Genomic DNA, 13706 nt, shown 5'->3' on the forward strand with positions numbered 1-13706 from the left:
CAGCGCGCGCAGCTCGCCCGTCACGGCGCGGCGCACCGCATCCCGCACACGCCGCCCGCGGCGCCCCCGCGCGCTCGTCGAACACACGCGGCGCGGCACTCGCCGGCGCGCGCGCAGGCCTCGCCCTCGGCCTTCGGCGCCGCGCAGCGCCCGTCCACGCAGCGCGCGCCGGCCGCGCAGAGCCCGCCGAGGCAGGCGGCGCCGGCGGGGGGCAGCGCCGCCTCGCTGCAGCGCGCGTCGACGCAGCGGCGGCCCCTCCCGCAGGCCGCGTGGGCCTCGCACCGGCCGCCGAGCGGGACGTCGTCCGCGCACGCGCGCCCGGCGCAGTGGCCGCGGCACTCGGGGTGCGCCTCGGCGTAGCGCGTCTGCCGGGTGACCGCGGCCAGCGCGTCGACCGAGAGGCCGCAGGGCCCCGCGGCGCGCGGGGCGCGGCAGGTGCCCGCGTCGGTGGGGCCGGCGCCGTCGCAGCGCAGCCCGCCCGCGCATTCGAGCGACGACCGGCACCGGGCCCCCTCGTCGAGCGCGCCCCGCACGATCCCCTCGCACGCGGGCGGGACCGGGGCGGCGAGCGGAGAGACCCAGTCGCATCCATCGAGCGACCGCTCCATCGCCTCGACGCAGCGGCCCACCTCGTCGGTCGATAGCGTCACCGCCCGCGCGCGCACCGCGACGCTCAGCGCGCGCGCGCACTCGGCGGCGGCCTGGAAGCCCGCGGCGCCGCCGCAGCACGCCGCCTTGCGCCGCGCGGGCAACGCATGAAGCGCGTCGCACAGCCGGGCCGCGAGCGGCTCCGGCGCGCCCTCGGCCTTCCCGTAGACGGGCGTGATCTCGTCGCCCGGCAGGTTCTCCGCGGGCCCTGCCGGCGAGGGCGTCGCGGCCGCGCCCGCCTCCGGCGAGGGCGCCGCGGTCGTGCCCGCCTCCGGCGAGGTGCGGCGAGCACACGCGGCGCAGAGGTGCACGATGAGCGCCGCGGCGCAGAGCCGCTGCAGGCGGCGGCCATCCGTCTGGACAGGCAATGCGATCTCCTTCGCGCTGCGCGCTGCTGGTCGATCGAGCGATGCGCTGGAGCGGCGAGCTTGCCGGCGCAGGCCGGCGAGGCAAGCTCTTTCGCGATCGGCTCGCGCCTGTGACGCCCCAGGTGAGCCGCGGCGCGCCCAGGGCGGAGCTCCAGCGCGAGGGGAGGTCAGCGCTCCGATGCTGCGACGAACGGGTTGCCTCTTCGCCTGCGCTGCCCTGAGCGGAAGCCTCGGTTGCACCGAGCGCCCGCGCGCAGAGGCCGTCCCGGCCGCGACGGTATCGACCGGGCGCGCCGCCGAGGCGCCGGCGCCCTCGAGCCTCGACGCGGCGCGCGCGCTCGCGCTCGCGGCCCCAGTGGGCGCGAGCGCCGTCGATCGCGAGATCCAGGCGCTGTCCCGACGCCTCGCGACGGCGCCCGGCGGCGCGGCTCTCTGGAGCGCGCTCGGCCACGCGTGGCTCCGAAAGGCGCGCGCATCGGGCGATCCGTCGCTCTACGGCCGGGCTCACACGTGCGCGGAGGTCGGGCTCGCGCTGGCCGCAGGGGATCGCGCGTCGCTCAACCTGCTCGGCCTCGTGCTGATCCACGAGCGCAGGTTCATTGAGGCGCGCGACGCGGCGGAGCGGGTCCTCTCGCGGGACGAGGGCGACGCGCTCGCGCTCGGGACGCTCAGCGACGCCGCCCTCGCGCTCGGCGCCTTCCAGGTCGCGGCGCACGCGGCGCAGCGGATGGTCGACCTGCGGCCCGGCCTGCCGTCCTACGCGCGGGCCGCACACCTGCGGTGGCTCCAGGGCGACGCGGCGACGGCGAAGCGGATCATCCGCCTCGCGATCGACGCCGGCGACCCGGGCGAACCCGAGGCGCTCGCGTGGACCCTGACCCAGGCGGCCATGATGTTCTGGCACGAGGGCGACCACGAGGGCGCAGACCTGGGCTTCGAGCGGGCGCTCGCCGCGCAGGCCGGGTATCCGCCGGCGCTCACCGGCAGGGCGCGCGTCGCGCTGGCCCGCGGCGCGTGGGGCCGCGCCGTCGAGCTCCTCGAGCGGGCCCACCAGCAGGGCCCGGACGCGGAGACCGCGTGGCTGCTCGGCGACGCCAGGATGGCTGCAGGCGACCACGCCGGCGCGGCGCGGGCTTACGCCGGCGCGGTCGACGCGGGGCAGCGGTCGGACCGCCAGGCCCTCGCGCTGTACTACGCGACCAAGGGCCTGGAGCGCGACGAGGCGCTCCGCCTCGCCGCCGCGGAGCGCGCCGTCCGCGCGGACATCTACACGGAGGACACCCACGCCTGGGCGCTGTACCGCGCGGGCAAGCTGGCCGAAGCGCGCGCGGCAAGCGACAGGGCGCTGGCGCTCGGCACGAGGGACGCGCGCTTGCTCTACCACGCCGGGGCGATCCGGATCGCCCTGGGGGACGTGGCGGGAGGCGAGCGGCTCGTGCGGGAGGCGCTCGATCTGAACCCCAGGTTCGACATGACAGGGGCCGCCGAGGCCGAGCAGCTCCTCGCGCGTCGCAGGGCCCCCCGCGGCCCGCCGCGCTGACGGCCTGTGCGAGGAGCTGCGCGCGAGGCGCGCTGGGGGTGAGCACGCGAGGCGTGCCTTGGTGGTGGGAGCTCGAGAGTCCGGCCGGGCGTGGACTCGACCTCAGGTGTCGTATTTCACGGTCGACGGGACCACCATCGGTGGAGGAGCGATGGCGGGTTGCGACGGCGCCGGGGCAGGCTCATCGGTGGGGTCCGAGCCTGGCTGGCTCTTGGGTGGCTGGCCGTGGAGCTCCCGCAGCCGGGCGGGCGCGGGCTCGATCGCTGTCGGGGCCTCATCTCCTCCCGTCTCGCCCGCCGCGACGGGGGGCACGCTCACCGCGGGCGGCGGCGGGACGAACATCCTCGGCACCTGGATCGAGCGGGCGATCGACGCGACCTCCGGGAAGCTCGTGGCCATCCGCTCGACAAACGCCGCACGGGCCGCATCATCGGGGGCGCTCGCCGAGGCCTTCGCGACCCGCAGCGCCGACCAGAGCTCGTAATACCAGGCGGAGAGGGAGGCATGCGCTTCCAGCAGGTCACGAATGGTATCCTCGGAAACGATGATGTTCTTGCCCATGGGCGAGAGGATACATGACCGAGCGACGCCTCCCACCTCGTTCGAGCGGCCCAACACCGGCGGAGCGGGTGCCGGACCCGACCTCGACGCGCGCGCCGACCGGCGCTCTCCTCGGCCCCGGGACACCGCGCGACGACGCCACGTCGCTCAGGATCGTCTCCTATAACGTCCGCTACTTCGGGCACGGGACGCGGGGCATCGCCTCGACCAGCGCCGCCATCACCCGGATCGCGACGACGCTCGCGCGGATGTCCCCGCTGCCCGATCTCGTGTGCCTCCAGGAGGTCGAGACCCAGTCGCTGAGGTCCTCGACGATGAACCCGCGCTGGCACCCGGAGGAGACCCAGCTCGATCGCCTGATGACCGAGCTGCACGCGGCGCTGGCGCAGGCAGCGCGGCGCGAGCGCTACGTCGCCTACTACTTCCCCGCGCACACCTACAGGCTTACCTCGCGGACGAACATCTACACGACCGGGCTCGCGGTGCTCGCGCGCGACACATTCCACATCGGACACCACAACGCGGAGCGCCCGCACGACATCACCCATCGGCGGGGGGTCAAGAGCCTGAAGCAGACGCGCATCTGCGCGCACGTGTCGTTCGAGCACGAGAGCGGGCAGAGCTTCGATGTGTTCAACACCCACCTCAGCCTGCCGAGCGTGTTCTCGCGGGAGTTCTGGACAGGCGAGGCGCGGATGGGGTTCGGGCCCAATCAGATCGAGGAGGCGAGGGTGCTCGCCGATTTCGTCCGCCGCGAGCGCCGGAGCGACAACTTCGTGGTGGTCGGCGACTTCAACTCGCTGCCAGGCTCGCCGGTCGATCGCTTCCTGCGCGAGGAGATCGGCTTCGTGGACGCGTTCGCCAAGGTCCGCTGCTTCTCCGAGACCGAGGCGCGCGCCTTCCCGACGGCCGGCTTCATGAACCTCCGCATGCACCTCGACCACGTCTACTCGTCCGAGCGCCTCCAGTGGCTGGACTTCACGGGCACGCACCCGTTCGGGCACAAGGGCGCGTTCGCAGGGCTATCCGATCATGTCCCCCTGATCGCGCGCTGCCGCCTGCCGGGCGCCGGCGGCTGACCGCCGCGCGGCGCCGCCGCGCTCTGGGCGCGGCGGAGCGCGGCGCCGCGGCCGCTCACCCCGGCAGCCAGAGCAGGTCGTCCATGATGGGCTCGAGGCACGCGGAGATCTGGGGGCCGAGATCGCCGCCGCACGCGAGCTTGCCGAAGCAGGCGCGGACCTCGTGCCGGCCGCGGCTGTTCATCGCGCCGATCGCTCGCTCGAGCTGCGGGCCGAGGCCGTCCTCCAGGCTGTGCCGGCAGGTGTCGTAGTCGAGGTCTCCGCACCCCGCGAGGCGGCCGCAGAGGACGGCCATGTACGGCGCCAGGTCGGCGCGCGCGAGCGTGGTGGCCGTCATGGCCTCGGAGCCGCAGCGGCTCACCTCCTCCGCATAGGCGGCGGTGAAGGGATCGCCCTCGAAGCGCCGCAGCGCTGCCAGCGAGCACTCCGAGGTCGCGCGGAGCATCTTCGGCGAGGCCATCGTCGTCATCTGCGTGCACTGCTCGAACTTCGGCCAGCCCTTCGCCTGCTCGGTGGCCCGCTGGTAGAGCGCCTCGAGGTACACGCACCAGGCGCGCTGGGCCTCGCGCTGCTCGCGCTGCTCGACGCCCGCCCCCCGCGCGCCCTGCCCGTCGGGCGACGCCTGCGCGGGCCGCGCGGGCGCCTTCGCGGAGGCGGCGGGCGCCGGCGCGCCGCCGCATCCCGACGCGAGGGCCGCGGAGATCAGCGAGGCCGCGCCGAGCATGGAGACGGCGGCGCGGAAGCTGCGTTCTTGGATTGTGCCTTTCACGGGAGCCCCCCTTCGTCGAACAGGCTGCGCAGCAGCTTTGCTGGCCCATCGAGGCCACGCGCGTGCAGAACCGGCCCAGCGACGTGCACGTGCACAGCCCAGGCCACACGCGCGCCGGCCGAGGCGGCGTCGGGCGAGCGGAGGCGCTCGGGGCGCGCGGCGGCGGAGCGGCGCGCGGTCTTTGCTCGATCAGCGGCCGGACCGAGAGCCGGGCCGCTGGCCGATGAGCAGCTTGAGCTTGAAGAGCGCGCCGATCTGCCCGCGGTCCATGGCGATGCGCGGGAAATTCAGGGGGTCGAAGGACGAGAGCATGCAAAGGCCGGAGTTGTTGGTGAAGCCGATCTCGAAGCCGGCCTCCTTCACGGCGCGATGGAAGGCGCCGCACAGGCTGTATCCGACGGGGTACGCGACCGCGTGCACGGCCTCGTTCAGGGCGTCGGAGAGCACGCGGCGGGAGCGCGCAAGATCGCGAGTCGCCTCTTCGGGCGAGAGGGTCTGGAGGACACGATGGCTGTGCGAGTGCGACTGCACGTCCATGCCCGCCCGGCGCAGCGCCCCGATGTGCTTCCAGTCCATGATCGTCCTGGTCGCGAGCGCGCGCTCCTCGCCGAGGTCGATCGACACCCCCGTGGCGCGCTCGATCTCGTCCCAGAGGCGCCCGATGTCGACCCCGGAGGTATGCTTGATGGTCTGGCAGACGAGCGTCGCCGCGGCGATCGGGTCGCGCAGCGGCTCGAGCACGAGCGTCGCTGGGTAGGCGATCTCGACGCGCGCCCGCCGGCACCGGTGCATGAGGAGCGCGACGCGATCCCACCAGAAGAGGCGGCCCCTGTCGGGGTACCCGGTGGCGATGAAGAACGTGGCCGTGACCCCCGCGCGCTCGAGGAGGGGCAACGCGACGTCGTGGTTGTCACGGTAGCCGTCGTCGAACGCGACCATGACGGGGTTCGGCGGGAGCTTCCGCCCCTTCGCGAGCAGCCGCACGTCCCGGAGGGACACCACGGTGCCGTGCGTCTTGATGACCGCGAGCTGCTCCTCGAACTCGCGCGCGCTCACCTCGGCGACCCCCGGATCGAGCTCGTCCACCTCCGAGACGTCCGCGATGCGATGGTAGGTGAACACGGAGAGCACGGGCAGCCGAAGCTTCGCGCGCAGCCAGAGGAAGCGATCCAGGAGCCCGAGGGTGTCGAGCACCCCGGCAGCCAGCACACGACGACCGCGCGGCAACCTCCTGCGGATCCACGTCAGTGGATGTGCGACGACGTACACGAATGTATTCCAGCACACATTCGACGTTCGTGCTTGCTCTCGAGACCGGCTCCGACGGCGAAGCTCCTGCGCTTCCGGCGGGTGGGCCGCCGACCGGGGAATCCGGCGCGACAGCGATCCCGCTAGAGTGGCGCCCGATGTTCTCGACGGACGCGGACGCTCCCCCGGACGCCCCCCAACCTGCGGACGCCCCCCAACCTGGGTCGGACGTACCTCAACCTGGGTCGACGGGCGTGGACGTACCTCAACCTGGGTCGAACGTACCTCAACCTGGGTCGGACGATGGCCCCCCGTCGAAGCCGCCCTCGCCCCAACCTGGTTCGGCCTCGCCTCAACCTGAGTCAGTCGCGGCGCCTCTGTCGAAGCCGCTCTCGCCGCTCGGCACGGCCGGAGTTGCGCTGGCGACAGCAACCATCCTGTTTGCGCTGGGGGTGTACGCCGTCGAGACGAGCCTGCCCGAACTGGCGACGCGCAGCCGAGCGCCTCGACCGGCGATCGTGACCACCGGCGATCCTGCAAGCATCACCGCTGTGGCTTCAAAGCAAGCAGCCGCCCCCGTGCAGCTGGCGAGCGCGACCGACGCCACGGCACAGCCGACGCCGACCGCATCCCCGACGCCACGTGCTGAGGTTGCGCCACCGCCAGCACTGCCAAGCACCGAGGCCGCGGCACCTCCAGCACCACCAGCCACCGAGGCCGCGGCACCTCCAGCACCACCAGCCACCGAGGCCGCGGCACCTCCAGCACCACCAGCCACCGAGACGGCAGCCCTTCAACAACAGACATCCGTCGACGCTGCAGCGACGACTCTACCGACCCCGCGAAAGGGCCACGGCCTGCTCAAGCTCAACTCCTCCCGGAATGCGACCGTCTACGTGACGGGCGTGCCGGTGGGGCCCAGCGAGCGACCCGTCGAGGTGCGTTGCGGGCGCTTCTTCGTTCGGCTCGGCGAGCCGACGCGCGACGGCACGCGATGGCTCACCGAGGGCAGGACCGTCCGCGTCAAGTGCGGTGTGCTGACGGAGGTGAGCTTCTGAGCTCGTCCGCCCCGCTCTCGGCGGCCGCGAGGACGAGGTAGGTCACCGAAGCTGCGCCCGCCCCGAGGAGCGCATCTCGGCACGCCGCGAGCGTGGCCCCCGTGGTCGCCACGTCATCGATGAGCGCGACCCTCCGGCGCTGGACGCGCTCGGGCGCGTGCACGCGAAACGCACCTGCCACGTTCTGCAGGCGGAGATCGCGCGGGAGCTGCGCCTGCTGCGCGGTGGGACGGACACGGCAGAGGGCCCGTGGCGCGAAGGACACCGCGAGTCCGTCAGCGACGTGCGCGGCCAGCAGGGCGGCCTGGTTGTACCCGCGCTCGGCGAGACGGCGCGGATGCAGCGGCACCGGGACAACGAGGTCGGCGCGCACCCCCGCATCGCGCGCCGCGCAGAGCATCAACCGGCCGAGCGGGCGCGCGAGATCCGGACGATCTCCGTACTTGAAGCGCCGGATACCCTCCGCGACCGCCCCTCCAAACGGAGCGAACGCGACGAGAGGTGCTCCCGCCGCGGCGCGCGTGCCCGCTCCTCCCCGCGGCGCCCCCTCTGCGTACGGCACGGAGGTCCGCGCGCAATCGGCGCAGAACACCGAGGCATCGGCGATCGGGGTGTCACAGCCCGCGCAGGCCGGCGGGCTGAGCGTGCGCGCAGCGGCGGCGACCACGGAGCGGACTGCGGCGGCGAGGGCGCTGGAAAGGCTCATGAGCTACCAGCGCGATCTTCGTCGTGAGTGGACGTGCGGTTGCGTGGGCGCACGAAAGAAGATCTCTTTGCAAACGACGCGCGGTACGATCGCGATCGTCGTGGTTCACGTCCTGAAATTCCGGCGCTCTACCAGCTGGCGGAGGGGCCCCCGTTGAGCGCGTGGAGGTGGACGGACGAGCGTGGCGTCCAGCGGAGCCTGAGCACCGCCGAGCTGCGCAGCGCGCTGGCTGCCGGGATCATTCCAGGCTCCACGCTCGTCTGGCGCAAGGGCATGGACGCCTGGGCGCCCGCGTCCGGGCAGCCGGAGCTCGCCGACGCCGCCCAGCTCCGGCGCAAGCCCGAGGCGCGCACCGCTGCGCCCGAGGGGTCGGCCGCCGGGGTTGAAGAGGCCGCTCACGAGGACGGCGCGGCGCTGGAGCTCGAGCTCATCGAGGATCTGGGTCCAGCGCCCGCCCGCGGCGGTCAGCCCATCGGCCCGGCGCCCGCGGAGAGGTCCTCGAACGGGCGGAGGCCCGCGGCGCCGCACGCGAGCCGGGCGACCACGCGACCGAAGCCGCCTCCCCTGCCGCCGCGCAAGCGAGAGTCCATGAGGACGCTCACGGGCGTCGAGGCGCCGGCAGACGCGCCGGCCAGCGGACAGAACGCGCCGATCGTCGTGCCAGCCGCGGGCGGAACGTTCGATGCGGGGGTCGCCCGCGCGATCACCCAGCTCCCCCGTTACGACGGCCCCTCGCCGGGCGACCAGGGGACGACCGAGATCCCGCGCGCGCCGAAGCTCCCCTCGGGGGCGGAGGAACCCGAGGAGACCTCCGCGGGTCAGCGCCCCGCCGCAGACGCAGGCAGCGCCGCGGGCGGCGCCGGCGCGACGACGGACGGCGATGAGCCGGCGCCGCCGAGGCGTGCGGCGGGCGCGGCCGCGCCCAGCAGCCCGGGAACAGCGCCGAGAGCCGCGGGCGGTACGACGTCGCGCGCGGAGGCGAGACCACCCCGGCCGCCGCCTCTCCCCGCCGATCGCGACGCACCGCCGGCGGGCGCCGCACCGCAGAACGATGGGCGCGGCGGAGCGACGACCGGCGCGGATCAGGGCGCCGGCAAGCCGCTCGCGGCGACGCCACCGGCGCCGTCGAGCCCCGGCCGCGCCACGAGGCGCCTCGCGCCCGCGGGGAAGCGCTCCGTGCCGCCACCTCCAGTTCCGGTCCGGTTCCCCGCGGTCGCCGCGAAGCGGCCTGCAGGCCCGCGCGCGCCTGACGCGCCGGATCAGACGGCGGCCGGCGCAAAGGCGCTCGTCCGTCTCGGAGCGCTCCCCGCGCCGCCGCCGCGCCCCCCCGCGGACGCGCCCCGCGCCACGCCCTTGATGGCAGCGCCCCCCGCGCCATCGGCCCCGCTGGCGACGCCGACCTTGCCGCTCGCTGCGCCGACCCCGCCGGCCGAAGCTGCGCCTGTCACGGGCGCCGCCCCCACGGCGACGGCGTCGCCTGGCTCTTCGCCTGGCTCTCGCCCTGCGAGCCCAGCGACGCCCACCGACGGTCCCTCGCCCCGCAGCGCCGAGGACACGCCGGCCGCCGACGGCCACGATCCCGCGGCGAGCCGCGATCGCAGCGACGCCCCGGAGCCCTCCACCACGGTGCTGCGCCGCGAGAGCCCGGAGCTCCCCACGCCGCCCGTGCCCAGCGAGACGAAGCGCTCTCCTCTGGCCGCCGAGGCGCCGATGGGGCGCCGCGAGTACGCGACGATCCCGTCGGTCGGCGTCGGATCGAGCGCGTCGCCGGGGCACCCGGCGATGCGCTCGTGGCCGGGGCTGCCGAACCCGCAGCGCAGCGCGACGGCTGCCGACGCGCTCCAGGCCTCGGGCCAGCGCTCGGATCGGGGCTCTGTCCCCGGATCGGGCAACGGCCCGCCAGCGCTCAACCCGCGCGCGCTCGCGGCGCGACGCGGCGACGGCAACGGGCTCTCTGCAGCGGTGACCGTGCCGGTCTCGTCGCTCGTCGGCCTCTGCGGGGCGGCGCTGCTCATGAGCGTCGTCGCCTTCTTCGCGGGCCGCCGCTCCGTCACGACCGCGCGCCAGTCGCCGGTCGGGACGGCGCGCACGACGCTCGGCGCAGCGCAGGACGCCGCGCGCTCGGCGATCCCCGTCCCGCCGAAGCCTTGCTGGGTGGCGCGTCAGCCCCAGCCATGGGCGCCGCTCGTTGCGAAGAGCATCCCCTTCGAGGTCACGGCGACGAAGGGCGGCAAGCTCGTGGTGGGGTACGCGAAGAGCCCCATGGAGGCCGTTGGCCTCGAGATCGATCCCGCGACCGGGGAGCGGCGCGAGCGGTTCTCGAACCGAGAGGCCGCCGACATCGTGAGCATCTCGCCGGTCGAGGAGCGCTTCACCATTCTCACGGCGGCGCAGCAGGCCATCCGCTCTCCCGTCAGCGTGCCGGGGCCGAGGCCGTTCGTCGTCGGTCTGGCGGACGGCGCCCTGGTGGCGGCCGATGCTCCCGACGCCGCCCCCTCCACGCTCTGGCCGGTGCAGGGTGATGAGCCGCTCGAGGCGCCGCGCGCGCTCTCGGCCGGCGCCGGCGGCTACGCCGTCGCGTTCCGCCGCGAGAAGGCCGTGTGGGCAGGCTGGCTCGACGCCGAGCGGAAGCCCGTCGGCGAGCTCACCCGGGTGACCGGCTCCGGAGGCTCGCTCGGCAAGCCATCGCTCGGATGGAACGAGCGCGCGCTCGCCGTCGTCTTTGCCGATCGGCCAGCGGACGGGCGATGGGAGATCCGCGCCGGGCAGGCCGCTCCGGGGTCCATCCCCGGGTCGACCCAGGTGATCCCGCTCCCTTCCGGCGGCCCCGGGGGAGACGCCTTCGCGCCGGACATCGCGGGGCTCGGCGATGGACGCTGGCTCCTCGTGTGGACCGAGGGCCCTCCGGGGAGCCGCGCCATGCGCGCGCAGACCCTGGCCGCCAACTTCTCCCCGATCGGGGACCCGATCGCGCTCTCGCCGCCGGCCGGGAACTTCGGGCAAGGCGTGCTCGGCGTATCGTCGCGCTCGGGTTACGTGGGCGTGGTGTTCCTCTCGAAGCCTGCCGCGAGCTACGAGCTCTGGGGGGTCATCCTCCAATGTGGGTGACCAGGCCGCCGGACCGCGCGAGCCGGCTCCGCATGGCGGCGCTCGCGCTGCTGCTCGTCGCGCCGCACGCCCCCTTGCTCGCCGCGTGCACCGCGCAGGTCTCGCTGCTCGATCAGGGACAGGCCCTGCGCACGGGCAAGCAGCCCTACGACGAGTTCTTCGAGGCCACGCGGGCGCTCCGCGACGAGTCGCTGAAGGCCGAGGAGCTCTCGAACGCGGCGGCCACCGAGCTGTCGCGCGCGCTCGGGCTCGATCCGAGATCGGACGGCAAGGCGGCGCTCGAAGCGGCGCGCGCGCGCGCGGCGGAGCTCCGCGCGGCGGGCGTGCTGCTCCAGGTCGAGCTCGTGCCAGAGGCGCGGATCGTGAGCGCACGAGGCGGACGCTCGCTCGGCGCGGAGGACAGGGACACCATCGCGGCGTTCGAGGCGTCCTTGAAGAGCTCCCTCGCGATGTCGAAGCAGCTCGGCGAGCTGTCGAGCCGCGCCGCGGAGCTGGAGAAGAAGCGGGCGTCGCTCTCGGCCGCGTGGGCAGAGGCGCTCGCGGACGATCCGCAGCGCCGCGAGGTGAAGCACGAGCTCGAGGCGGCCGAGCGCGTGATCGCGGAGGCGGGCGCGTCCGCGGATCGACACGCCGGCAGGGCGTCGAAGCTCGCGCTCGATCTGGTGCTCGCCGTCGATTCGGGCGACGCTCCGGCGCGGCGGGGCGCGGCGAGCCGACCGCCGACGAGGCGACCCGCCGCGAGCGTGAAGGCGCCGCCGCGGCGCGGGAGCAGCACGGGGGCCGCCCCGAAGCCGCCGAAGCCACCGACGTCGCACGGCGAGGACGATTTCGATCCCTGACGTCGGCATGGCGCACGCCGCACGCCGCGCGAGCTGGTCCGCCGGACGCCTGGGCCGCCGGGGAGGAGCGGAGCCGCTTCCCCACTTGTCCGACGCGCATCGGGACGCCTATCCTCGCGCGAGCGTTCCAGGAGCGCGGCCCGCCTGAACGGCGCGGTCCTGGCCGCACATCTGCAGTTCGACGCCCCCGCGCTCCGGCCCTCCTCGCTGATGATCCGATCCCTGCCGTTCGCCTCCATCGCTCTGGGATCGGCGCTCCTCGCGCTCACGTCCGCGCCCAGGAGGGCAGCGGCGCAGGCGTCGCCGCAGTCGGAGGGCCTGGCCGTCGGCGGGTTCACGTTCCGCCCCTCGGTGGAGCTCCGGCTCCGCGGAGAGTTCCGCCGGTACCCGGTCGACACGGGCGGCGACGTCTACAGCTCGAACGCGGTGCTCGCCGAAGGCTTCGGAGGCGCGCTGCCGCCGCTCAGCGACACGGGCAACGTCGTCAAGACGCAGTGGTTCTTCGCCCAGCGCGCGCGCCTCGGGCTGACCGTCGAGCGCGGCCCCGTCACGGGCGTCGTCACGCTGCAGGACGCGCGGCTCTGGGGGAACGACGACGCGATCTTCGTCGGGCCGGGCGAGCCGGCCCTCCCGGAGACGGCGCCTTACGAGGCGTACATCGATCTGCGCACGCGCTCGGGACGCCGCGCCTTCCTCCGGCTGGGCCGGCAGCGGGTAACGTGGGGGGACGGCCGCCTCGTCGGAGCGGACGACGAGACGCTCACCGGGCGATCGCTCGATGCGGTGCGCGCAGGGCTGCAGCTCGGCAACGTCGACCTCGAGGCGATGGCCGTGCTCCTCGCCGCGCCGGGAGGCGCTCCGCCCGAGGTGGCGGGGACGCGCAAGCCCATCGCCGCCGGGACAGGGTCCCAGCTCTACGGCCTGAACGCGATCTGGCGGCTCGCTCCCCTGCTCCACCTCGAGGCCACGGCGCTCGCGCGCATCACCCGGGAGCCGCGCCCGACCTGGCTCACGCCCGGCGACACTGTCGTCCTCGACGCGCGCGTCTCCGGCGACCGCCGGGGCTTTCGCTACGCGATCGAGGGGGCGTACGAGCTCGGTCGTGTGGCCACGTTCGCGGCCGACCGCGCTCTCGGCGCGTTCGCGGCCGCGGCGCGGGCAGAGCTCGAGACAGCGCTCCCCGCCCACCTCACCTTCAGCGCCCGCGGCGCTTACGCGACGGGCGACGATGGCGCGCTCGCGGTGGGCGAGACGCAGCGCCGCTTCGATCCGATCCTGCCCGACGCACAGAACAACCACGGCCCCATGGGGCTCTACGCGTGGTCCAACGTGATCGAGGGGGGCGGAAGCGTCCGCGCCTCACCGTTCGACCCGCTGACCGTCTCCGCCGGATACACGTTCGTCGGCCTCGCCTCTCCAGCAGGCAGGTGGGTGACAGCGCGCCTCCTCCCTGTCGGCGCCGCCAGCGACAACGAGAGCCGGACGCTGGGCCACGAGATCGACGTCTCGCTCACCTTGCAGCCGTGGGAGCCGCTGCGCCTCGCGCTCGGCTACGGCCTGTTCATCTTCGGTGACGGCGCCCAGGCGATCTTCACGAAGGCGAACCGCGCGCACGACGACGGCCGCCCGGCGGATCTGCAGCAGTGGGCGTTCCTGCAGGCAACGCTGACCGCCCCCTGAGGCGATCCCGGGAGCGCGCCGGCTGCGCGCGCCGCTTTTCTGATGAGGAAGGGAATCGAGGGGGCCCGGGGCGCCGCGCCGTCCCGCGTGGCGCCGCAGGTG

Annotated in this window: 10 protein-coding genes; 5 read left to right on the top strand and 5 right to left on the bottom strand. The window is 74.7% G+C overall.

The features are described 5' to 3' along the window. Positions 1 to 20: 20 nt before the first annotated feature. Entirely contained in the window at positions 21 to 1016 is a 996-nt protein-coding gene (locus tag WMF44_RS38765) for a hypothetical protein (protein WP_437295072.1), read from the bottom strand. Between the two features lie 178 nt (positions 1017 to 1194). On the opposite strand from WMF44_RS38765, the gene WMF44_RS38770 reads away from it, so the two are divergent. After that, on the top strand, positions 1195 to 2556 hold the full coding sequence (locus tag WMF44_RS38770; protein ID WP_437295073.1) for a tetratricopeptide repeat protein: 1362 nt from the start codon (positions 1195 to 1197) through the stop codon (positions 2554 to 2556). 102 nt (positions 2557 to 2658) lie between these two features. Here WMF44_RS38770 and WMF44_RS38775 read toward each other — a convergent pair whose 3' ends face one another. Then, positions 2659 to 3117: a hypothetical protein gene (locus tag WMF44_RS38775; RefSeq protein WP_437295074.1), complete on the bottom strand. Its 459-nt coding sequence runs from the start codon at positions 3115 to 3117 to the stop codon at positions 2659 to 2661. A 14-nt stretch (positions 3118 to 3131) separates the two neighbouring features. Here WMF44_RS38775 and WMF44_RS38780 point away from each other — a divergent pair, with 14 nt between their 5' ends. Next, positions 3132 to 4196: an endonuclease/exonuclease/phosphatase family protein gene (locus tag WMF44_RS38780; protein WP_437295075.1), complete on the top strand. Its 1065-nt coding sequence runs from the start codon at positions 3132 to 3134 to the stop codon at positions 4194 to 4196. 55 nt (positions 4197 to 4251) lie between these two features. Here WMF44_RS38780 and WMF44_RS38785 read toward each other — a convergent pair whose 3' ends face one another. The 3 genes from WMF44_RS38785 to WMF44_RS38795 all read right to left on the bottom strand — a co-directional run bounded on the left by WMF44_RS38785 (position 4252) and on the right by WMF44_RS38795 (position 7977). Continuing rightward, the gene (locus WMF44_RS38785; protein WP_437295076.1) at positions 4252 to 4965 is read right to left on the bottom strand and encodes a hypothetical protein; all 714 of its coding nucleotides are present in this window, start codon (positions 4963 to 4965) and stop codon (positions 4252 to 4254) included. Between the two features lie 189 nt (positions 4966 to 5154). Then, positions 5155 to 6159: a polysaccharide deacetylase family protein gene (locus WMF44_RS38790; RefSeq protein ID WP_437295077.1), complete on the bottom strand. Its 1005-nt coding sequence runs from the start codon at positions 6157 to 6159 to the stop codon at positions 5155 to 5157. A gap of 1077 nt (positions 6160 to 7236) precedes the next feature. Next, entirely contained in the window at positions 7237 to 7977 is a 741-nt protein-coding gene (locus WMF44_RS38795; RefSeq protein ID WP_437295078.1) for a ComF family protein, read from the bottom strand. A gap of 153 nt (positions 7978 to 8130) precedes the next feature. On the opposite strand from WMF44_RS38795, the gene WMF44_RS38800 reads away from it, so the two are divergent. The 3 genes from WMF44_RS38800 (at position 8131) to WMF44_RS38810 (ending at position 13604) form a co-directional block, all read left to right on the top strand. Next, positions 8131 to 11085: a GYF domain-containing protein gene (locus WMF44_RS38800; protein WP_437295079.1), complete on the top strand. Its 2955-nt coding sequence runs from the start codon at positions 8131 to 8133 to the stop codon at positions 11083 to 11085. Continuing rightward, on the top strand, positions 11076 to 11924 hold the full coding sequence (locus WMF44_RS38805) for a hypothetical protein (protein ID WP_437295080.1): 849 nt from the start codon (positions 11076 to 11078) through the stop codon (positions 11922 to 11924). The genes WMF44_RS38800 and WMF44_RS38805 overlap by 10 nt, the downstream gene beginning before the upstream one ends. A 210-nt stretch (positions 11925 to 12134) precedes the next feature. Beyond that, positions 12135 to 13604, top strand: a complete 1470-nt coding sequence (locus WMF44_RS38810) for an alginate export family protein (RefSeq protein WP_437295081.1) — start codon at positions 12135 to 12137, stop codon at positions 13602 to 13604. Positions 13605 to 13706: the final 102 nt, after the last annotated feature.

It is taken from the genome of Sorangium sp. So ce426 (assembly GCF_051475585.1).
Classification (GTDB): Bacteria; Myxococcota_A; Polyangia; order Polyangiales; family Polyangiaceae; genus Sorangium; species Sorangium cellulosum_B.